The sequence below is a fragment of the Pseudomonas sp. FYR_5 genome (genome assembly GCF_043106315.1).
In the GTDB taxonomy this organism is placed as follows: Bacteria; Pseudomonadota; Gammaproteobacteria; order Pseudomonadales; family Pseudomonadaceae; genus Aquipseudomonas; species Aquipseudomonas putida_Y.
The window spans coordinates 1-18,259 of the sequence record NZ_JBICMK010000113.1 but is presented as its reverse complement, the minus strand read 5'-3'; the positions used below and the strand labels follow the sequence as shown (position 1 = coordinate 18,259).

The window sequence follows — 18,259 nt, the reverse complement described above, 5'->3', positions numbered from 1 at the left end:
GAAGCTGTGCGTGCTTATAATGGCGGCCATGCCGGAGGGAGATGCTTATGCTGTTGCGTGGTTTGACCTGGCTGGTACTGTTCCAGCTGCTGGGGACGGCGATCAATCACCTGTTCGTGCCGTTTTTGCCCGGGCCGATCATAGGCCTGTTGTTGTTGCTGCTCTTCCTCATGGCCCGCGGTGAGGTCGGCAAGCCGCTGAACGAGGCCGCCAGCAGCTTGCTGCGCTATCTCCCGCTGCTGCTGGTGCCGCCGGCAGTTGGGGTGATGGTGTATGCCAAGGACATTGCCGCCGACTTCTGGGCGATTGTCGGGGCCTTGCTGATCTCCTGCCTGGTGACCCTCGTGTTCGTCGGTGTGCTGATGCAGAAGCTCATCCAGCGCCAGGGCAAGCGTGAGGAACAGCCATGATGTTCGACTGGCAGGGCGCGCTCGATGCGGTCATACATCACCCATTGTTCGGTATCGGCATTACGCTGGGAGCCTATCAGGTAGTGCTGGCAGCCTACGAGAGAACCCGCTGGATCTTCCTGCAACCGGTACTGGTGTCGATGCTGCTGGTGATCGGCGTGTTGCTGCTGAGCGGTATCGATTACAGCGAGTACCGCAAAAGCACCGAAATCATGAACATTCTGCTGGGGCCCGCCACTGTGGCCCTGGCCGTGCCGCTCTATCTCAACCTGCGGCGTATCCGCCAGCTGTTCTGGCCTACATTTACTACGCTAGTAGTCGGAGGCCTGTTCGCCACGCTCTTCTGCCTGGTGCTGGGCTGGTGGTTCGGTGCCGAGCACATGATCCTGATGACCATGGCGCCGAAGTCCGTCACCTCGCCGATCGCCATGCTGGTGGCCGAGCAGATTGGCGGCGTGGCGGCCCTGGCGGCAGTGTTCGTATTGATTACCGGGGTGATCGGGGCGATCTTCGGCCCGGCGTTGCTGAGCCGCTTCGGCGTGCACAGCCCTGAGGCGCGCGGCATGTCGCTGGGCGTGACCGCACACGCAGTGGGCACTTCGGTGGCCCTGCAGGAAAGTGACGAATGCGGCGCGTTTGCCGCGCTGGCGATGAGCCTGATGGGAGTGGCTACAGCGGTGTTCCTGCCGCTGGCGGTCAGCCTGGTGGCTTGAGGAATTGTGATGACGCTACCGCTGTTTCCGCTCAATACCGTGCTGTTTCCTGGCTGCTTTCTCGATTTGCAGATTTTCGAGGCGCGCTACCTGGACATGATCGGGCGCTGCATGAAGCAGGGCGAAGGGTTTGGTGTGGTATGCATCCTTGATGGCGAACAAGTCGGCAAGGCGCCGCCGGTGGTCGCCTCGATCGGCTGTGAAGCGGTGATCCGCGACTTCGTGCAGCAGGATAACGGCTTGCTGGGTATTCGCGTCGAGGGCGTGCGGCGCTTCAATCTGGAAAGCTCCGAGGTGCAGAAGGACCAGTTGCTGGTGGGGCAGGTGCAATGGCTGCCGGAGCAGGCAGACAGCCCGTTGCTCGAGGCCGATGACGACCTGCTGGCGCTGCTGGTGGCCCTGGGTGAGCATCCCATGGTCGAAGCGCTGGGCATGCCGCGCCCGGTGGACGGGCGTCAGGCGCTGGCCAATCAGCTGGCGTACCTGTTGCCGTTCATGGAAGAGGACAAGCTGGACCTGCTGACTCTCGATTCGCCGCAGCAGCGGCTGGGGGAAATCCAGAAACTGCTGGAACGGATTCAGGGTGAGCTGTTCGCCTGATGGTTCTGTATTGCCTGTGCCGGCCCCTTCGCGGGTAAACCCGCGCCTACGACAAGCGCGATCTCCGCGAATAGGCCGGCACAGGCGACATCAATATTGATACCTGGCCAACGCCTGAGGCAGCGCATGCATGGCAAAGAACGCCAGCAGCGCCACGCATGCCGGCAACACCAGCCACCACACCCGAAGCGGCAGGGCCGGCAGGGCCTGCTGGCGTTGCACCAATGTCAGGCTGAGTGCACACACGCAACAGGCCAGAAGGGCCCCGGCCAGGATGTCGGTTGGCCAGTGCGCCCCCAGGTACACCCGCGACAGGGCAATCGCCAGCGCCGGAATGCACCCCAGCATCACCCAGGTCAGACGCATCCGTGGTGGCTGCCCACGCCCTGCCAGCACGGCCATTACCAGAAAGAACGCGAACGATGCCGAGCTGTGCCCGCTGGGCATGCTGTAGCTGGTCAGTGGGTCGGTCAATACTTCCGGCCGTGCCCGGGCAAATAGCCATTTCAGGGTGCCGTTGGCGATCGCCGTACCCATCAGCGCACCAGCGGCGAAAAATGCATGTCGCCACTGGCGGGCAAGCAGCAGCAGGCCGGTCAGCAGGCCGCCGAGGAAGAACTGGGTGCGGAAATCGCCTAGTCGTGTCACCAGTACCACGGTGCTGTCGATGGCCTGGCTGCGATGCTCCTGGACCAGTGTCATCACGCCTTGGTCGAACTCATGGAAGTAGGGCCAGCCAAGGAATACACCGGCCAGGGCGATAAAGCTGAGAGCGGCAACCAGCCGCGTGCCGTGGCGCTGGTCACGCAGGCTGGTATTCAGGCTCAGGCCGATCAGCACTGCGAGGGCGCCGGCAATGATCCCGGCGTCCAGCCAGAAGCCTTCCGGCAGGGGCAGGCGCATGGCGGCGCCGGTGGCCCAGCCGGGTAGCAGGTAGGCTACCGACCAGCCGGCACCCGCCAACAGGCTGACAGCGATGAAACGCGGCAGGGGCATGTCGAACATGCCGGCGACCATTGGCAGCATCGGCCGCAGCGGGCCGATGAAACGGCCTACCAGCAGGCTGGCGATGCCATAACGCTGGAAGTAGCTTTCGGCGCTGCCGATCCATTCTGGATGGTGGCGGAGCAGCGGCAGGCGGCGGATGTTCTGGTGAAAGTACTTGCCCACTGCGTAAGACAGGGCGTCGCCCAGCAGGCCGCCGAGAAAGCCGAGGAGCAGCGTTTCGCCCAGGCTGAACGCGCCGTTGCCGGCCAGTACCGCAACGGCGAACAGCAGTATGGTGCCCGGCACGATAATGCCGGCGATGGCCAGGCATTCGATGCAGGCCACCAGGAAAATCGCCAGGCCAAGCCACTGCGGGTTGGCGCTGAGCCAGCCGGTCAGGCTGTCGAGCCATTGGCCCATGTTCAGCTTCCTTGTTCGAGAATGAAGAAATCACGGCCTTCGACTTGGCCGCGGCGTAACGGGTTCCGCGTGCAGAAACGGGCGTACTCGGCGTCGACGAAGCGGTACGGCAGGTGCTCGTCGCGCCCGTGCGGGATGCCCAGGCGAGCGGCCTGGACCACTCGGGGCACGGCGTTGCCGCAGTCCTCGACGTACAGGCGTTCGGCGTCAAAACGCTGGGCGTCCCAGTGCGGCACTTTCAGGCCCAGGGCCCGGCATAGCAGGGTCTGGCCGGCGCACAGGCGTTCTTCCGGGCGTAGGTTGCCGCTCGCATCGGGGTTGTTCAGTTGCATCTGCGCCAGGCTGTCGGGCCCCGAGAGGGTGTCCTGCCAAGGATAGGCAGACTTGATCAGCACGGCGTTGCCCGGCCCTTGGGCGCTGAAGTTCAGCGAGTCGCCGCCGCGGGCGTAGTACATGTAGATGTGCCCACCATCCAGGAACAGCGCCTTGCGTTTTTCGGTGTAGCCGAGCGAGGCGTGGCTACCTTTGTCGGCAAGGTAGTAGGCCTCGGTCTCGATGATGCGCGCGGCCAGCCACAGGTCGCCGTGGCGGTGGCGGATGACCTTGCCCAGCAGGGCCTTGGCCAGGGTCTGGGCGTCGCGGTCGAAAAAGCTGTCGGGCAGGGCTGGCATGCGGGCAGTTCGTGGCTGGAGGGGCAGGGATGATAGCAATGAATGGCTTAATCGAGGCTGAATTGGATGGTGATGTTGGCAGTGCCGGCTCTTTCGCAGGCATGCCCGCTCCCACTGGTGGTGCATAGGTCCAGGCCTTGTGAAAGCCCTGTGGGAGCTGGCGCGCCCGCGAAAGGGTCGCAACAGGAGGTGCCAATCTCGATAACCCCGGTTACATCTTTCCTGCGCATTGCCCCATCCATTTTCTACCATCCGCCACCCGCCGCTGGGCGTACACCTGCGCGGCAGTTATAATCAGCCGATTTCCCCTTCGCCAAGACACCGAACCCATGACTGAGTCCGTTCTTGACTATATGACCCGCTTGGGTCGCGCTGCCCGTGAGGCTTCCCGGGTGATTGGCCGTGCCAGCACCGCGCAGAAGAACCGCGCCCTGCAAGCCGCCGCCGACGCGCTGGACGCTGCCCGTGCCGAACTCACTGCTGCCAACGAGCTGGACCTGGCCGCCGGCCGCGCCAGTGGTCTGGAGCCCGCACTGCTCGACCGCCTGGCGCTGACCCCTGCGCGCATCGACGGCATGATCACCGGCTTGCGCCAGGTGGCCAGCCTGCCGGACCCGGTCGGTGCCATTCGCGACATGAGCTACCGTCCATCGGGCATTCAGGTAGGCAAGATGCGTACCCCGCTGGGGGTGATCGGGATCATCTATGAATCGCGCCCGAACGTGACCATTGATGCTGCCAGCCTGTGCCTCAAGTCGGGGAACGCAACCATCCTGCGTGGCGGTTCCGAAGCCATCCATTCCAACCGCGCCATTGCCACCTGCATCCAGCGCGGCCTGGCCGAAGCCGGCTTGCCGGCAGCGGTGGTGCAGGTGGTCGAAACCACCGACCGCGAAGCCGTGGGCGCGCTGATCAGCATGCCGGAATTCGTCGATGTCATCGTGCCGCGCGGAGGCCGTGGCCTGATCGAGCGCATCAGCCGCGATGCCCGCGTACCGGTGATCAAGCACCTGGACGGTATCTGCCACATCTATGTCAGCCAGCATGCCGACCTGGACAAGGCCTGGAATGTGGCCTTCAACGCCAAGACCTACCGCTACGGCATTTGCGGGGCCATGGAAACGCTGCTGGTCGACCAACAAGTGGCTGAGCGCTTCCTGCCAGAAATGGCCCGCCGCTTCGTGGAGAAGGGCGTGGAGCTGCGCGGTTGCGAGCGTACCCAGGCTATCATCAGCGCCAAACCGGCCACCGAAGCCGACTGGCACGCGGAATACCTCGATGCGATCCTGTCGATTCGCGTGGTCGACGGCCTGAACCAGGCCATCGAGCACATCAACCACTACGGCTCGCACCACACCGACTCGATCATCAGCGAACACCAGGGTGAAGCCCGTCAGTTCATGGCTGAGGTCGATTCGGCGTCGGTCATGCTCAACACCCCGACCTGCTTTGCCGACGGCTTCGAGTACGGCCTGGGGGCGGAAATCGGTATTTCCACCGACAAGCTCCATGCCCGCGGCCCTGTCGGCCTGGAAGGCCTGACCTGCGAGAAGTATGTGGTGATCGGCGATGGCCAGTTGCGCGGCCAGGGGTCCTGCTGAGTTGAGCAAGGCCCAGGCAGTCCGACGCATCGGCATTCTAGGTGGTACCTTCGACCCCGTGCATATAGGCCACCTGCGCAGCGCGCTGGAAGTGGCCGAGTTCATGGGGCTGGATGAGCTACGCCTGTTGCCCAATGCCCGGCCGCCGCACCGCGACACGCCACAGGTGGCCGCGCAGGATCGCCTGGCCATGGTCCGTGAAGCGGTGCAGGGCGTCGTTTGCCTGAGCGTCGATGCCCGCGAGCTGGAACGTGACAAGCCGTCGTACACCATCGATACGCTGGAATCGATCCGCGCCGAACTGTCCGGCGACGACCAGCTGTTCCTGGTGCTGGGTTGGGATGCCTTCTGTGGCCTGCCCGCCTGGCATCGCTGGGAAGAATTGCTGCAACACTGTCACATCCTGGTACTGCAACGTCCGGATGCCGACGTAGAACCCCCTGACGAGTTGCGCAACCTGTTGGCTGCGCGCTCGGAGAGCGATCCCACCGCCATGTCCGGCCCGGCGGGAAATATTTCGTTCGTCTGGCAGACGCCGCTTGCGGTGTCGGCTACACAGATCCGACAGCTGCTGGCCAGCGGCAAATCGGTGAGGTTCCTGGTGCCGGACGCCGTACTGGCCTATATCGAGGCGCACGAACTGTATCGTGCGCCCAACTGACGGTGCCTCTGGCGCCTCATCCAACGAGTTGAACGAGTTTTATATGACCAAGCAGAAAATTTACGGCGAAGAACTGGTCGCAGTGACCAAGGCCGCGCTGGAAGACGTCAAGGCCCAGGACATCCAGGTCATCGACGTGCGCGAGAAGCACAGCCTGACCGACTACATGATCATTGCCACCGGTACCTCCAACCGCCAGATCAACGCGATGGCCGAAAAGGTCCGTGAAGCGGTCAAGGCCAAGGGCGCCCAGCCACTGGGTGAAGAAGGCAAGGGCGATAGCGACTGGGTGCTGCTGGACCTGAACGACGTCATCGTGCATATGATGACCGCCGCTGCCCGCCAGTTCTATGACCTTGAGCGTCTGTGGCAGGGTGCCGAGCAAAGCCGTGCCGCCGATGGCAAGCACCACAGCCCGGACCATGCCCACGAGTACTCCGACAAGCTCAAAGACCGCGAATAAGGAAAGCGCTGTGCGTCTGCGCCTGATTGCAGTCGGCTCGCGTATGCCAAAGTGGGTCGAGGAAGGCTGGCATGAATATGCCAAGCGCCTGCCCGCTGAGCTGTCGCTGGAGCTGGTGGAAATCCCGCTGAACACCCGTGGCAAGAATGCGGACGTCGCTCGCCTGATCCGTCAGGAGGGCGAAGCCATGCTGAGCAAGGTGCAACCTGGGGAACGCATTGTCACCCTCGAGGTCCATGGCAAGCCCTGGAGTACCGAGCAGTTGGCCACCGAGCTGGACCGCTGGCGCCTGGATGCGCGCACGGTGAATTTGATGGTGGGGGGGCCGGAGGGCCTGGCGCCTGAGGTTTGCGCACGCGCCGAGCAACGTTGGTCGCTGTCGCCGCTGACTTTGCCGCACCCGTTGGTAAGGATACTCATCGGCGAGCAGATCTATCGCGCCTGGACCGTGTTGTCCGGGCACCCTTACCACAAATGAGCCTGTAAGCAGTCCGATGTCGCAGCCGATCCGTCTCAAGGACCACGAGAAAGACGCCCGCCTGGTGCGCAAGCGCGTCGTGGTCGGCGCAGTGGCGATCATGCTGCTTGTTTGCGTGTTGATCGCGCGGCTGTACTACCTGCAGATCATCCAGTACGACTACCACTCCACGCTGTCGGAGAACAACCGGGTGCATGTGCAGCCGATCCCGCCGACGCGCGGGCTGATCTTCGACCGCAACGGGGTGATCGTTGCCGACAACCGGCCCAGCTTCAGCCTGTCGATGACCCGCGAACGTGCAGGTAACTGGCAGGAAGTGCTGGATACGATCGTCGAAGTGCTGGATCTCACCGCTGACGACCGCGCCCTGTTCGAAAAGCGCATGCGCCAAGGCCGCCGGCCATTCGAGCCGGTGCCGATCCTGTTCGAGCTCAATGAAGAGCAGATCGCCCGTGTGGCGGTAAACCAGTTCCGCCTGCCAGGTGTGGAAGTGGTGGCCCAGTTGGTGCGGCATTACCCGCAGGGTGCGCATTTCGCCCACTCGGTGGGTTATGTAGGGCGGATCAACGAGAAAGAGCTGAAAACGCTCGACCCGGTGAACTACAGCGGTACCCACCATATTGGCAAGACCGGCATCGAGCGCTTCTACGAGGATGCCCTGCACGGCCAGGTGGGTTACGAGGAAGTCGAGACCAACGCCCGTGGCCGCGTGCTGCGGGTGCTCAAACGCACCGACCCGAAGCCGGGCAAAGACATTGTGCTGAGCCTGGACATCAAGCTGCAGGAGGCCGCCGAAGCCGCCCTGGGAGGCCGGCGTGGTGCAGTGGTTGCGCTCGATCCGCGAACCGGCGAAGTCCTGGCGATGGTGAGTCAGCCTAGCTTCGACCCCAACCTGTTCGTCACCGGCATCAGCTTCAAGGCCTATGGTGAATTGCGCGACTCGATCGATCGGCCGCTATTCAACCGCGTGCTGCGTGGCCTGTACCCGCCGGGTTCGACCATCAAGCCGGCGGTGGCTATTGCCGGACTGGACAGTGGCGTTGTCAATGCCAGCAGCAGGGTGTTTGACCCAGGCTACTACCAGCTGCCCAACTACGACCATAAATACCGTAACTGGAACCGCTCCGGTGATGGCTGGGTGGATCTGGATACCGCCATCATGCGCTCGAACGACACCTACTTCTATGACCTTGCGCACAAGATGGGTATCGATCGGTTGTCCATCTACATGAACAAGTTCGGTATCGGCCAGCGGGTTTCCCTCGACATGTTCGAGGAGTCTGCCGGGTTGATGCCGTCGCGCGAATGGAAGCGAGCCACCCGTCGCCAGGCCTGGTTCCCCGGCGAAACCCTGATTCTCGGCATCGGCCAGGGCTACATGCAGGCAACGCCGCTGCAACTGGCCCAGGCCACTGCACTGATCGCCAACAAAGGCGTGTGGAACCGCCCGCACCTGGCCAAGACCATCGAAGGCCAGCCGCCGGTGGACAACAACCCGATGGAAAACATCGTGCTGCGTGACAAGTCCGATTGGGCCAAGGTCACCCATGGCATGGAGCAGGTGATGCACAACGCCCGCGGTACCGCGCGCAAAGCAGCTGCCGGTGCCCAGTACCGTATTGCAGGCAAGAGCGGTACCGCTCAGGTGGTGGCGATCAAGCAGGGCGAGAGGTACGACCGCAACAAACTTCAGGAGCGCCACCGCGACCATGCCCTGTTCGTCGCTTTTGCCCCAGCCGAAGCCCCGAAAATCGTGGTCTCGGTGATGGTCGAGAACGGTGAGTCCGGCTCGGGTGTCGCCGCACCGGTGGTACGCCAGATCATGGACGCCTGGTTGCTCGACGAAAATGGCCAGCTCAAACCCGAGTTCGCGCCAGCCACCGTTACCCAGGAATCGGCCCTGTGATGAACAATTTCGATCGCATGCTCTCCAGCGAGGATGTGATGCGTCGGCGTGCCAGCTTTCTGCAGCGCATCCATATCGACGGCCCCTTGCTGATCATTCTGCTGACCCTTGCAGCCGGCAGCCTGTTCGTACTGTATTCGGCCAGTGGCAAGAACTGGGACCTGCTGCTCAAGCAAGCCACCTCGTTTGGCATCGGTCTGGTGTCGATGTTCGTCATCGCCCAGCTGGAGCCGCGCTTCATGGCGCGCTGGGTGCCGCTGGCCTACCTGACCGGAGTGCTGCTGCTGGTGGTGGTGGACGTGATGGGCCACAACGCCATGGGTGCCACGCGCTGGATCAACATCCCAGGGGTGATCCGCTTCCAGCCCTCGGAATTCATGAAGATCATCATGCCGGCGACCATCGCCTGGTACCTGTCCAAGCGCACCTTGCCGCCCCATTTGAAGCACGTGGCGATCAGCCTGGTGCTGATCGGTGTGCCGTTCATGCTGATCGTGCGTCAGCCCGACCTGGGGACCGCGCTGCTGATCCTGGCCTCCGGTGCGTTCGTGCTGTTCATGGGCGGCTTGCGCTGGCGCTGGATTCTCAGCGTGCTGGCGGCAGCAGTGCCAGTCGCAGTGGCAATGTGGTTCTTCGTCATGCACGACTACCAGAAGCAGCGGGTATTGACCTTCCTCGACCCTGAAAGCGACCCGTTGGGCACCGGTTGGAACATCATCCAGTCCAAGGCGGCGATCGGCTCGGGCGGGGTGTTTGGCAAAGGCTGGCTGCTTGGCACACAGTCGCACCTGGACTTTCTGCCGGAAAGCCACACCGACTTCATCATCGCCGTGCTCGGCGAGGAGTTCGGCCTGGTCGGCATCTGCCTGCTGCTGATTGTCTACCTGCTGCTGATCGGCCGTGGCCTGGTGATCACGGCCCAGGCGCAGACCCTGTTTGGCAAGCTGCTTGCGGGCAGCCTGACCATGACCTTTTTTGTATACGTATTCGTCAATATCGGAATGGTAAGTGGCCTTCTGCCCGTGGTGGGCGTGCCGCTACCGTTCATCAGCTATGGCGGAACATCGTTGGTGACGCTGCTGTCAGCGTTTGGCGTTTTGATGTCGATCCATACGCACCGCAAATGGATCGCGCAGGTTTGAATAAGGTGAACAATTTCATGCAAGCAGTGCGTAACTGGGCTGCCCGTTGTGCGCCTTGGATCGGAGCGATGGGCCTGTTCGGCGCTGTACAGCTGGCCCATGCCGGCGAATACGACGGCTCGCCCCAGGTAGCCGCGTTCGTTGGCGAACTGAGCCGCGACTATGGTTTTGCGCCTGAGCAACTGATGGGTGTGTTTCGTGAGGTGCAGCGCAAGCAGTCGATCCTCGACGCCATATCGCGCCCGGCCGAACGGGTCAAACCGTGGAAGGACTACCGGCCGATGTTCATCACCGATGCGCGTATCGCTCGCGGTGTGGACTTCTGGCGCCAGCACGAGGCCGTATTGACGCGGGCCGAGCAGGAGTACGGCGTACCTGCGCAGTACATTGTCGCGATCATTGGCGTGGAAACCTTTTTTGGCCGCAATACCGGCAACTACCGGGTGATCGACGCCCTGTCGACGCTGGGCTTCGACTATCCGCCACGGGCCGAATTCTTCCGCAAGGAGCTGCGTGAGTTCCTGCTGCTGGCCCGCGAGGAACAGCTCGACCCCTTGACGCTCAAGGGGTCATACGCCGGTGCCATGGGGCTGCCGCAGTTCATGCCAAGCAGCTTCCGCCACTACGCGGTGGACTTCGACGGGGACGGCCATATCAATATCTGGAACAACCCTGACGATGCCATCGGCAGCGTGGCCAGCTACTTCAAGCGCCACGGCTGGGTGGCCGGGCAGGGTGTGGTCAGTCGCGCCAGGGTGGCCGGCGAGCGCGTCGACGAAGGCCTGACGACCGGCATCGAGCCGGTGAAAACGGTTGGAGAGTTGCGTACGCTTGGCTGGTCGGTTCATGATTCCCTGCGCGATGATCTGCCGGTTACCGCCTTCCGTCTCGAAGGCCAGAACGGTCCCGAGTACTGGATGGGCCTGAAGAACTTCTACGCGATCACTCGCTACAACCGCAGCGTGATGTATGCCATGGCGGTACATCAGCTTGCGGAACAGCTGGTTCAAGTACGGGGCATCAAGTAATGCGCGCAATCATCTCTGCCAACTCTTTCAAGCTGCTCACCTGCCTCGCCGTCGGTGTGGCGCTGGTCAGCTGCTCTTCCAACCGCCCGGCCCCGCAAAGCAGTGGTAATGTCGTGCGCAGCCAGCCGGGCCTTGACATCAACCGGGCGCACAAGGACGGCGCACCGTGGTGGGACGTGGATGTGAACAAGATCCCCGATGCCACGCCGACCGTGCACACCGGTAACTACAAGGCCAACCCGTACACCGTGCTTGGCAAGACCTACTACCCGATACAGGACTCGCGCAACTACCGCGCCGAGGGTACGGCGTCATGGTACGGCACCAAATTCCACGGGCAGAACACTGCCAACGGTGAGCTGTACGACCTGTATGGCATGAGCGCAGCGCACAAGACCCTGCCACTGCCTGCCTATGTGCGGGTGACCAACCTGGCGAACGGCCGCAGCGTGATCCTTCGCGTGAACGACCGCGGCCCGTTCTACTCCGACCGTATCATCGACTTGTCCTATGCTGCGGCGAAAAAGCTCGGCTATGCCGAAATCGGCACTGCGCACGTGCGCGTCGAGGGTATCGATCCGAAACAGTGGTGGGCTCAGCGTGGCCAGACGCCGCCGATGGTGTTGAAGGAGCCGCAAGTGGCGCAAACCCAGGCAATACCGGCCAGCACCGGGCGTGTCGAGCAATGGAACCCGCCACCACAGCAACACGCAGCACCAGTGGTCCCGGTGCAGGTGGGTGGCAACAACGTGCCTGGCGGCAACGCTGGCAGTTTCTTGCAGGTAGGCGCTTTCGCCAACCCTGACGCTGCCGAGTTGCTGCGCGCCAAGCTCAGCACCATGGTCAGTGCACCCGTGTTCATCAGCTCGATCGTGCGTAACCAGCAGACCCTGCACCGCGTGCGCCTGGGGCCGATCGGCAGCCAGGGTGAGATCCGGCAAGCACAAGACAGCATTCGCTTGGCGAACTTGGGGCAGGCCAAGGTGGTCACAGCAGACTGACTGCGGTTTTGTCATGAATTGCCGGGCTCGGCCATGTACAATGACAGCTTTTGCCCGCAGCGACATAAAGCCGCACGTTCGCGGGCCAGGCCAACGGCCATAAAACTAGACTGACTGGCGCTGGGCACATGATCTTGCCCAGGGAACATCTCAGACCATTAGCGATTTTCGAGAGACGGATGAACATCACCAACCTTGCCAAACGACTTTGCCTGCCTGTACTGCTGCTGATCACGCCTGTCGCCTTCGCGGCCGAGCAGATGACGCCGGCGCCACCACAACTGGCAGCCAAGTCCTACGTACTCATGGACGCGTCCAGCGGCAACGTGCTGGTCGAGAACAACGGTGACGAGCGCCTGCCGCCAGCCAGCCTGACCAAGCTGATGACCGCCTACATCGCCACGCTGGACATCCGACGTGGCCAGATCGGTGAAAACGACCCGGTTACCGTCAGCGAAAACGCATGGCGTACCGGCGGTTCGCGCATGTTCATCAAGGTTGGCAGCCAGGTAACGGTCAGCGACCTGCTGCACGGCATCATCATCCAGTCCGGTAACGACGCCTCGGTCGCCTTGGCCGAGCATATCGCCGGCAGCGAAGACGCCTTCGCCGACATGATGAACAAGACGGCTGCCGACCTGGGCATGACCAACAGCCACTTCATGAACCCGACCGGCCTGCCTAACCCTGAGCACTACTCGTCGGCGCACGACATGGCGACCCTGGCCCGTGCGATCATCAGTGTCGATCCGGCCCACTACGCCATCTACTCGCAGAAAGAGTTCTTGTGGAACAACATCAAGCAGCCTAACCGCAACCTGCTGCTGTGGCGTGACAAGACCGTCGATGGCCTGAAAACCGGTCACACCGACGAAGCCGGCTACTGCATGGTGGCCTCTGCCGTACGTGACGGCCAGCGCCTGATCGCCGTGGTGTTCGGTACCAACAGCGAACAATCGCGTGCTGCCGAAACCCAGAAGCTGCTGACCTACGGTTTCCGCTTCTTCGAAACCCAGACCTTCTACCAGAAGGGCACCGAGCTGACCCAGGCACCGGTCTGGAAGGGTGCGACCAGCCAAGTCAAGGCTGGCCTGGCGGACGACCTGACCATGACCATGCCTAAAGGCCAATTGAAGCGCCTGCAGGCTTCGATGACCATGAACCCGCAGCTCACCGCACCGATCGCCAAAGGTGACGTGATCGGCAAAGTGGAAGTCAAACTGGACGAGAAAGTGGTTCACAGCGCCGACCTGATCGCCCTTGATGGCGTCGAGGAAGGTGGTTTCTTCCGCCGTATGTGGGATAGCATCCGTCTATTCTTCTACGGGTTGTTCAACTGATACGTGACCTGCATGCCCCCGCGCATACCGCGGGGGTGTTGTTGTTGCCACGGCTTACGAGGCCGTTTCCGCCATGAGCGAACCAGACGTCAAGTCGCACAAGATCGAATTCCCCTGCGACGATTACCCGATCAAGGTCATCGGTGACACCGTTGTCGGTTTCAAGGACACGGTCATCGAGATTCTCAGCAAGCACGCCAAAGTCGACCTTTCCACCCTGGCCGAACGCCAGAGCAAGGAAGGCAAGTACACCACCGTGCAATTGCACATCGTTGCCGAAAGCGAGAACCAGTTGCACGATATCAACAGCGCTCTGCGCGCTACTGGCATCGTGAAAATGGTGCTCTGATGTCCGCCTGCCTCGGTTTTCGCGAGCTTGGCCTGCAGCCCTATGAACCGGTGCTCGAGGCCATGCGTCGTTTTACCGAGCAGCGCAGCCCGGACAGCCAGGATGAAATCTGGCTGGTCGAGCACCCTGCGGTCTTCACTCAGGGGCAGGCCGGCAAGGCCGAACACCTGCTGGTGCCGGGCGACATCCCGGTGGTGCAGACCGACCGCGGCGGCCAGGTCACCTACCATGGCCCCGGCCAGCTGGTGGCCTACCTGCTGCTGGATGTGCGCCGGCTGGGCTTTGGCGTGCGTGAGTTGGTCAGCCGTATCGAGCAGGCCCTCATCGACCTGCTCGCCAGCTATGCTGTTCAGGCGTCTGCCAAGCCTGATGCCCCGGGTGTCTATGTCGACGGAGCGAAAATCGCCTCCCTCGGCCTGCGAATTCGCAACGGCCGTTCGTTTCACGGCCTTGCCCTGAACGTGGACATGGACCTTGCGCCATTCCGCCGAATCAACCCCTGCGGCTATGCGGGGCTGGCGATGACCCAGCTGCGCGACCTGGCAGGTCCGATCGAACTCGACGAGGTCAGGACAAGGCTGCGCGGACAGCTGGTCAAGCACCTCGACTACGCTGAGCAGACGACCCTCACGGGCGGAATCGACTGAATATGACAACTGTGCAAGAAGCCGTGCCGAACCTGATACCTACCCAGGATGCCACCCCGCGCCCAGCGCCGAAGAAGGTGGAAGCTGGGGTCAAGCTGCGTGGTGCCGACAAAGTCGCGCGCATCCCGGTGAAGATCATCCCTACCGATGAGCTGCCAAAGAAGCCCGACTGGATTCGCGTGCGTATCCCGGTGTCGCCCGAGGTAGACCGCATCAAGCAACTGCTGCGCAAGCACAAACTGCACAGCGTGTGCGAAGAAGCATCCTGCCCGAACCTGGGCGAGTGCTTCTCGGGTGGTACCGCCACCTTCATGATCATGGGTGACATCTGCACCCGTCGTTGCCCGTTCTGCGACGTTGGCCACGGCCGACCGAAGCCGCTGGATCTGGACGAGCCGAAAAACCTGGCGGTTGCCATTGCCGACCTGCGCCTGAAGTATGTGGTGATCACCTCGGTGGACCGCGACGACCTGCGTGACGGTGGTGCCCAGCACTTTGCTGACTGCATCCGCGAAATCCGCGCGCTGTCGCCGGGCGTGCAGTTGGAGACCTTGGTGCCGGACTACCGCGGCCGTATGGACGTTGCCCTGGAAATCACCGCGCAAGAGCCGCCGGATGTGTTCAACCACAACCTCGAGACCGTACCGCGCCTGTACAAGGCCGCGCGCCCGGGGTCGGACTATGACTGGTCGCTGGACCTGCTGCAGAAGTTCAAGCAGTTGGTGCCGCACGTACCGACCAAGTCGGGCCTGATGCTCGGCCTGGGTGAGACCGACGAGGAAGTGATCGAAGTGATGCACCGCATGCGCGAGCATGACATCGACATGCTTACCCTCGGCCAGTACCTGCAGCCGTCGCGCAGCCATTTGCCGGTGCAGCGGTTCGTTCACCCGGACACCTTTGCCTGGTTCGCCGAGGAGGGTTACAAGATGGGCTTCAAGAACGTTGCTTCTGGCCCGCTGGTGCGTTCTTCGTACCACGCCGACCAGCAGGCTCACGAAGCCAAGATCAAGCTCTGAGCTATGCTCTAGCCAAGAGCAGAGCCACAGATGCCGATGCGCGCCCAAGGGCGGCATCGGCATTTTTGTTTGTGTCCCATGCGCTGCAAGGAGCCGCGATGTATTGCGCCAAAACCTTCCAACCCACCCTGCCAGCCGCGTTGCCGGCCAACGCGTGCTTTGCCATTGTCGCCCCGGCGGGCGCGGCGCGGCTTGATGCGCACAACGTTAGCCAGTGGTTCGTCGACCGCGGCTACCGTTGCTGTATCTACCCGGGTGCCCTGCAGGCGCAGGGCTACCTGGCTGGGCCGGACCAGCAGCGCCTGCAGGACTTGCACGCAGCCTTTGCCGATCCGGCCATTGACGCCATTCTGTGCATGCGTGGGGGGTACGGCAGCATGCGCTTGCTTGATCAGCTCGACTTCGAACTGATCCGACGCAACCCCAAGCCGCTGATCGGCTACAGCGACATCACCGCGCTGCATACGGCGATCTACCGGCATGTCGGACTGGTGACCTTCCATGGGGGGATGCTCAATGCCGACCTGCTGGGCGCCAAGTTGCCACCTACCGAGTCGTCGTTGCTGGCGCAGCTGGGTGGGCTTGTGAAGGCAGGCGAGCAGGTCGCGCACCCGGAGGGCTTCGCTTTGGATAGCGTGCTGCCGGGGGTGGCCAGCGGGCCGCTGTTGGGTGGCAACCTGTCGATGCTGGGTGCGACCATGGGGACGCTTGCCGAGCTGGATACCCAAGGCTGCATCCTGTTCATCGAGGACGTCAACGAGCCGTTGTACCGGGTGGATCGGCTGCTGACCCAGTTACGCCTGGCAGGCAAGCTGGAGGGGATCAAAGGCGTGCTGGTGGGTGACTTTGCCGGGATTACCACAGCGGCGCTGACGCCGTTGCTGGAGGATACGTTTGCACCGCTGGGGGTGCCGGTGCTGGCGGGTTGGCGCAGCGGGCATTGTGACCCGAATGTATGCTTGCCGCTGGGGGCTCGGGTAAGGCTGGACAGTGTTCAGCAAACACTGGTGCTGGAGCAGGATCTGTTCAGGGCGTGAGATTGTCGGGGGCCGCGCAGCGGCCCCGAAATGCTTACTGCTGCCGCAGGCTCTCAAGCAGCTTATGGGTCGGGTAGCCATCCGCTGGCCATCCCAGCCCTTGCTGGGCATTGCGGATCGCCTTGCGGGTATTGGCCCCGATAATGCCATCGGCTTTACCCGCATCATGCCCGCGGCTGTTCAACAAGTGCTGCAGCTCCATGCGCTCGCTGCGACTGAGCGGCAGGTCCTCTTTCGGCCAGCTGCCGGCAATGAAGCCCCAGCCGCTGAAGCGATCCCCGAGCAGGCTCACTGCCAAGGCATAGGACGACGAGTTGTTGTACTTGAGGATGGCGCGGAAGTTGTCCAGCACCAGGAACGCCGGGCCGCGTGCACCGGCCGGCAGCAGAAGGGCGGCAGACAGTTGGTTGCTACCTGCTGGCAGGCGGGTACCTGCTGGCAGTTTTAAGCCCATCGCCAGCCATTCACTCACCGGTTTGCGCTGTGCGCCATCGGCCTGCCAGAAGTCGAAACCAGCCGGCACCTGTACCTCGAAGCCCCACGGTTGGCCGCGTTTCCAGCCCGAACTCTGCAGGTAGTGCGCTGTTGAGGCCAGGGCGTCTGGTGTGCTGTTCCAGATGTCGCGGCGGCCATCGCCGTCGAAGTCCACGGCATGGGTGTTGTAGGTGGTCGGGATGAACTGGGTCTGGCCCATGGCGCCGGCCCACGAGCCCCGCATGGCTTCAGGCTGGATGTCACCATGCTGGATGATCTGCAGCGCGGCAATCAGCTGGTCCTGGGCGAACTGTGGGCGGCGGCCCTCATAGGCCAAAGTGGCCAGCGAGCGGATCACCGACTTGCTGCCCTGGAACTGACCGAAGTTGCTTTCCATGCCCCACACCGCGACCAGCACCTGGCGGTCCACGCCATATTGTTGCTCGAGGCGAGTCAGCAGCTCAGCGTTCTGCACCAGCAGCTTCTTGCCGTTGCGCACACGCAGGGGCGACAGGGCGCCTTCGAGATATTCCCATACCGGGCGGGTGAACTCCGGCTGGCTGCGATCTGCCTTGATCACGTCCAGGTCAGGGGTGACACCGAGGAAGGCGCGGTCGAAGGTGCTCGGCGAAATGCCGGCTTGCAGGGCCTGCTCGCGGAAGCCCGCTTGCCATTGGGCGAAGGTTTGCAGAGGCTGGATTTCAGTGCTGACGTCGGGCGTTGCGCCGGGCACGGTCACCACTGGGTTGGGTTGGGCAGGGGCCAGCGGCAGCGCGTCGGCGGCGGTGGGCTTTTCCGCACAGGCCACGAGCAGGATGAAGCTGGAGGCCGCGATCAGCTGGCGGGTTTCCCAGCGGGGGATAATACGGAAGAGCATGCACAGATCCAGAGTTGCAGGTCAGGTGACGACCATATCATGCCTGCGCTTGCGATGCTTTCATGCAGCCAAAAAGTAGGAAGCCTCCCAATCTCTCGATTGGAAGGCTTCGCGGCGGTAGCTGCCTTTGCCCTTGTTCGGTTGTTCCTGGCGGCAGCGGAACAGTGGCTGGGCGATGATGGACTTGGCCTTGTTGGGGCCGTGCTTTTTCGGCTTTTTTCTCATGGTGGTCTCCCAGGGTTGGGTGGGTTTCGGGCGCACTGTAGGCCCCCCGAGGGGTGGGGGCCAATTGATTGTGTATATGATCGAGGCTCTGGTGCCTATGCAGGCGCGGGCCTGCGCCCAATCGCCAATGTGTGTCCGCCCCCGATCGGCGTAGGAGCGGGTTCACCCGCGAATACGGTAGCGGCGTCAACGGTGAACGGCGGGTGGAGA

General features: G+C 62.7%; 20 protein-coding genes. 16 read left to right on the top strand and 4 right to left on the bottom strand.

Features of this window, described 5'->3' with window-relative positions; all coding sequences use genetic code 11:
- Window positions 1–47: 47 nt before the first annotated feature.
- From ACF8RA_RS23725 to ACF8RA_RS23715, 3 genes are read left to right on the top strand one after another with little or no spacing between them, the layout of a single operon-like run.
- The gene (locus tag ACF8RA_RS23725) at window positions 48–410 is read left to right on the top strand and encodes a CidA/LrgA family protein (protein ID WP_012053815.1); all 363 of its coding nucleotides are present in this window, start codon (window positions 48–50) and stop codon (window positions 408–410) included.
- On the top strand, window positions 407–1,123 hold the full coding sequence (locus tag ACF8RA_RS23720) for an LrgB family protein (protein ID WP_176683200.1): 717 nt from the start codon (window positions 407–409) through the stop codon (window positions 1,121–1,123). Before ACF8RA_RS23725 ends, ACF8RA_RS23720 begins: the two co-directional genes overlap by 4 nt.
- A 9-nt stretch (window positions 1,124–1,132) precedes the next feature.
- Complete coding sequence (locus ACF8RA_RS23715; protein ID WP_176683201.1) at window positions 1,133–1,723, top strand: LON peptidase substrate-binding domain-containing protein; 591 nt, start codon at window positions 1,133–1,135, stop codon at window positions 1,721–1,723.
- Window positions 1,724–1,813: 90 nt separating this feature from the next.
- On the opposite strand, the gene ACF8RA_RS23710 is transcribed toward ACF8RA_RS23715, so the two are convergent.
- Together ACF8RA_RS23710 and ACF8RA_RS23705 are read right to left on the bottom strand one after the other, a co-directional pair.
- Window positions 1,814–3,130 (bottom strand): bifunctional DedA family/phosphatase PAP2 family protein, encoded by a 1,317-nt coding sequence (locus ACF8RA_RS23710; RefSeq protein ID WP_176683202.1) that lies wholly within the window; start codon window positions 3,128–3,130, stop codon window positions 1,814–1,816.
- A 2-nt stretch (window positions 3,131–3,132) separates the two neighbouring features.
- The gene (locus ACF8RA_RS23705; protein WP_176683203.1) at window positions 3,133–3,801 is read right to left on the bottom strand and encodes a DNA-3-methyladenine glycosylase; all 669 of its coding nucleotides are present in this window, start codon (window positions 3,799–3,801) and stop codon (window positions 3,133–3,135) included.
- 329 nt (window positions 3,802–4,130) lie between these two features.
- On the opposite strand from ACF8RA_RS23705, the gene ACF8RA_RS23700 reads away from it, so the two are divergent.
- The 13 genes from ACF8RA_RS23700 to ACF8RA_RS23640 all read left to right on the top strand — a co-directional run bounded on the left by ACF8RA_RS23700 (window position 4,131) and on the right by ACF8RA_RS23640 (window position 16,473).
- Window positions 4,131–5,402, top strand: a complete 1,272-nt coding sequence (locus ACF8RA_RS23700; RefSeq protein ID WP_176683204.1) for a glutamate-5-semialdehyde dehydrogenase — start codon at window positions 4,131–4,133, stop codon at window positions 5,400–5,402.
- Window positions 5,371–6,063 (top strand): nicotinate-nucleotide adenylyltransferase, encoded by a 693-nt coding sequence (gene nadD / locus ACF8RA_RS23695; protein ID WP_176683205.1) that lies wholly within the window; start codon window positions 5,371–5,373, stop codon window positions 6,061–6,063. Before ACF8RA_RS23700 ends, nadD begins: the two co-directional genes overlap by 32 nt.
- 43 nt (window positions 6,064–6,106) lie before the next feature.
- Window positions 6,107–6,526, top strand: coding sequence for a ribosome silencing factor (gene rsfS / locus ACF8RA_RS23690; protein ID WP_009685825.1), 420 nt, complete (start codon window positions 6,107–6,109; stop codon window positions 6,524–6,526).
- A 10-nt stretch (window positions 6,527–6,536) separates the two neighbouring features.
- On the top strand, window positions 6,537–7,004 hold the full coding sequence (gene rlmH / locus ACF8RA_RS23685) for a 23S rRNA (pseudouridine(1915)-N(3))-methyltransferase RlmH (RefSeq protein ID WP_003249722.1): 468 nt from the start codon (window positions 6,537–6,539) through the stop codon (window positions 7,002–7,004).
- Between the two features lie 16 nt (window positions 7,005–7,020).
- A complete protein-coding gene (gene mrdA, locus ACF8RA_RS23680) occupies window positions 7,021–8,910 on the top strand; it encodes a penicillin-binding protein 2 (RefSeq protein WP_176683206.1) in 1,890 nt (629 codons plus the stop codon).
- A 38-nt stretch (window positions 8,911–8,948) separates the two neighbouring features.
- The gene (gene rodA, locus ACF8RA_RS23675) at window positions 8,949–10,052 is read left to right on the top strand and encodes a rod shape-determining protein RodA (RefSeq protein ID WP_176683257.1); all 1,104 of its coding nucleotides are present in this window, start codon (window positions 8,949–8,951) and stop codon (window positions 10,050–10,052) included.
- A 17-nt stretch (window positions 10,053–10,069) separates the two neighbouring features.
- Window positions 10,070–11,080, top strand: a complete 1,011-nt coding sequence (gene mltB, locus ACF8RA_RS23670) for a lytic murein transglycosylase B (protein WP_176683207.1) — start codon at window positions 10,070–10,072, stop codon at window positions 11,078–11,080.
- Window positions 11,080–12,081 carry a septal ring lytic transglycosylase RlpA family protein gene (locus tag ACF8RA_RS23665; protein ID WP_392519635.1) on the top strand — a complete coding sequence of 334 codons (1,002 nt, stop codon included), beginning with the start codon at window positions 11,080–11,082 and terminating at the stop codon, window positions 12,079–12,081. The genes mltB and ACF8RA_RS23665 overlap by 1 nt, the downstream gene beginning before the upstream one ends.
- Window positions 12,082–12,260: 179 nt before the next feature.
- Window positions 12,261–13,421 (top strand): D-alanyl-D-alanine carboxypeptidase family protein, encoded by a 1,161-nt coding sequence (locus ACF8RA_RS23660; protein ID WP_176683209.1) that lies wholly within the window; start codon window positions 12,261–12,263, stop codon window positions 13,419–13,421.
- Between the two features lie 73 nt (window positions 13,422–13,494).
- On the top strand, window positions 13,495–13,770 hold the full coding sequence (locus ACF8RA_RS23655) for a DUF493 domain-containing protein (RefSeq protein ID WP_003249736.1): 276 nt from the start codon (window positions 13,495–13,497) through the stop codon (window positions 13,768–13,770).
- On the top strand, window positions 13,770–14,417 hold the full coding sequence (lipB, locus tag ACF8RA_RS23650) for a lipoyl(octanoyl) transferase LipB (protein WP_176683210.1): 648 nt from the start codon (window positions 13,770–13,772) through the stop codon (window positions 14,415–14,417). Before ACF8RA_RS23655 ends, lipB begins: the two co-directional genes overlap by 1 nt.
- Before the next feature lie 2 nt (window positions 14,418–14,419).
- Window positions 14,420–15,436, top strand: a complete 1,017-nt coding sequence (gene lipA, locus ACF8RA_RS23645) for a lipoyl synthase (RefSeq protein ID WP_003249742.1) — start codon at window positions 14,420–14,422, stop codon at window positions 15,434–15,436.
- Window positions 15,437–15,534: 98 nt separating this feature from the next.
- Window positions 15,535–16,473 (top strand): LD-carboxypeptidase, encoded by a 939-nt coding sequence (locus ACF8RA_RS23640; RefSeq protein ID WP_392519634.1) that lies wholly within the window; start codon window positions 15,535–15,537, stop codon window positions 16,471–16,473.
- A 34-nt stretch (window positions 16,474–16,507) separates the two neighbouring features.
- Here the strand turns inward: ACF8RA_RS23640 and ACF8RA_RS23635 are convergent, their stop codons facing one another.
- Together ACF8RA_RS23635 and arfA are read right to left on the bottom strand one after the other, a co-directional pair.
- Entirely contained in the window at window positions 16,508–17,824 is a 1,317-nt protein-coding gene (locus ACF8RA_RS23635) for a lytic murein transglycosylase (RefSeq protein WP_209963243.1), read from the bottom strand.
- A 60-nt stretch (window positions 17,825–17,884) separates the two neighbouring features.
- Window positions 17,885–18,049 carry an alternative ribosome rescue factor ArfA gene (arfA, locus tag ACF8RA_RS23630; RefSeq protein WP_339444023.1) on the bottom strand — a complete coding sequence of 55 codons (165 nt, stop codon included), beginning with the start codon at window positions 18,047–18,049 and terminating at the stop codon, window positions 17,885–17,887.
- Window positions 18,050–18,259: the final 210 nt, after the last annotated feature.

What these genes read in the sequence shown, in the direction of transcription:
- ACF8RA_RS23640 (WP_392519634.1), top strand. Translation starts at nt 15,535, where the DNA reads ATGTATTGCGCCAAAACCTTCCAACCCACCCTGCCAGCCGCGTTGCCG.
- ACF8RA_RS23720 (WP_176683200.1), top strand. Translation starts at nt 407, where the DNA reads ATGATGTTCGACTGGCAGGGCGCGCTCGATGCGGTCATACATCACCCA.
- ACF8RA_RS23710 (WP_176683202.1), bottom strand. Translation starts at nt 3,130, where the DNA reads ATGGGCCAATGGCTCGACAGCCTGACCGGCTGGCTCAGCGCCAACCCG.
- rodA (WP_176683257.1), top strand. Translation starts at nt 8,949, where the DNA reads ATGCGTCGGCGTGCCAGCTTTCTGCAGCGCATCCATATCGACGGCCCC.
- ACF8RA_RS23700 (WP_176683204.1), top strand. Translation starts at nt 4,131, where the DNA reads ATGACTGAGTCCGTTCTTGACTATATGACCCGCTTGGGTCGCGCTGCC.
- nadD (WP_176683205.1), top strand. Translation starts at nt 5,371, where the DNA reads ATGGCCAGTTGCGCGGCCAGGGGTCCTGCTGAGTTGAGCAAGGCCCAG.
- rsfS (WP_009685825.1), top strand. Translation starts at nt 6,107, where the DNA reads ATGACCAAGCAGAAAATTTACGGCGAAGAACTGGTCGCAGTGACCAAG.
- ACF8RA_RS23655 (WP_003249736.1), top strand. Translation starts at nt 13,495, where the DNA reads ATGAGCGAACCAGACGTCAAGTCGCACAAGATCGAATTCCCCTGCGAC.
- ACF8RA_RS23660 (WP_176683209.1), top strand. Translation starts at nt 12,261, where the DNA reads ATGAACATCACCAACCTTGCCAAACGACTTTGCCTGCCTGTACTGCTG.
- ACF8RA_RS23635 (WP_209963243.1), bottom strand. Translation starts at nt 17,824, where the DNA reads ATGCTCTTCCGTATTATCCCCCGCTGGGAAACCCGCCAGCTGATCGCG.
- lipB (WP_176683210.1), top strand. Translation starts at nt 13,770, where the DNA reads ATGTCCGCCTGCCTCGGTTTTCGCGAGCTTGGCCTGCAGCCCTATGAA.
- arfA (WP_339444023.1), bottom strand. Translation starts at nt 18,049, where the DNA reads ATGAGAAAAAAGCCGAAAAAGCACGGCCCCAACAAGGCCAAGTCCATC.
- mrdA (WP_176683206.1), top strand. Translation starts at nt 7,021, where the DNA reads ATGTCGCAGCCGATCCGTCTCAAGGACCACGAGAAAGACGCCCGCCTG.
- ACF8RA_RS23725 (WP_012053815.1), top strand. Translation starts at nt 48, where the DNA reads ATGCTGTTGCGTGGTTTGACCTGGCTGGTACTGTTCCAGCTGCTGGGG.
- ACF8RA_RS23665 (WP_392519635.1), top strand. Translation starts at nt 11,080, where the DNA reads ATGCGCGCAATCATCTCTGCCAACTCTTTCAAGCTGCTCACCTGCCTC.
- lipA (WP_003249742.1), top strand. Translation starts at nt 14,420, where the DNA reads ATGACAACTGTGCAAGAAGCCGTGCCGAACCTGATACCTACCCAGGAT.
- mltB (WP_176683207.1), top strand. Translation starts at nt 10,070, where the DNA reads ATGCAAGCAGTGCGTAACTGGGCTGCCCGTTGTGCGCCTTGGATCGGA.
- ACF8RA_RS23705 (WP_176683203.1), bottom strand. Translation starts at nt 3,801, where the DNA reads ATGCCAGCCCTGCCCGACAGCTTTTTCGACCGCGACGCCCAGACCCTG.
- ACF8RA_RS23715 (WP_176683201.1), top strand. Translation starts at nt 1,133, where the DNA reads ATGACGCTACCGCTGTTTCCGCTCAATACCGTGCTGTTTCCTGGCTGC.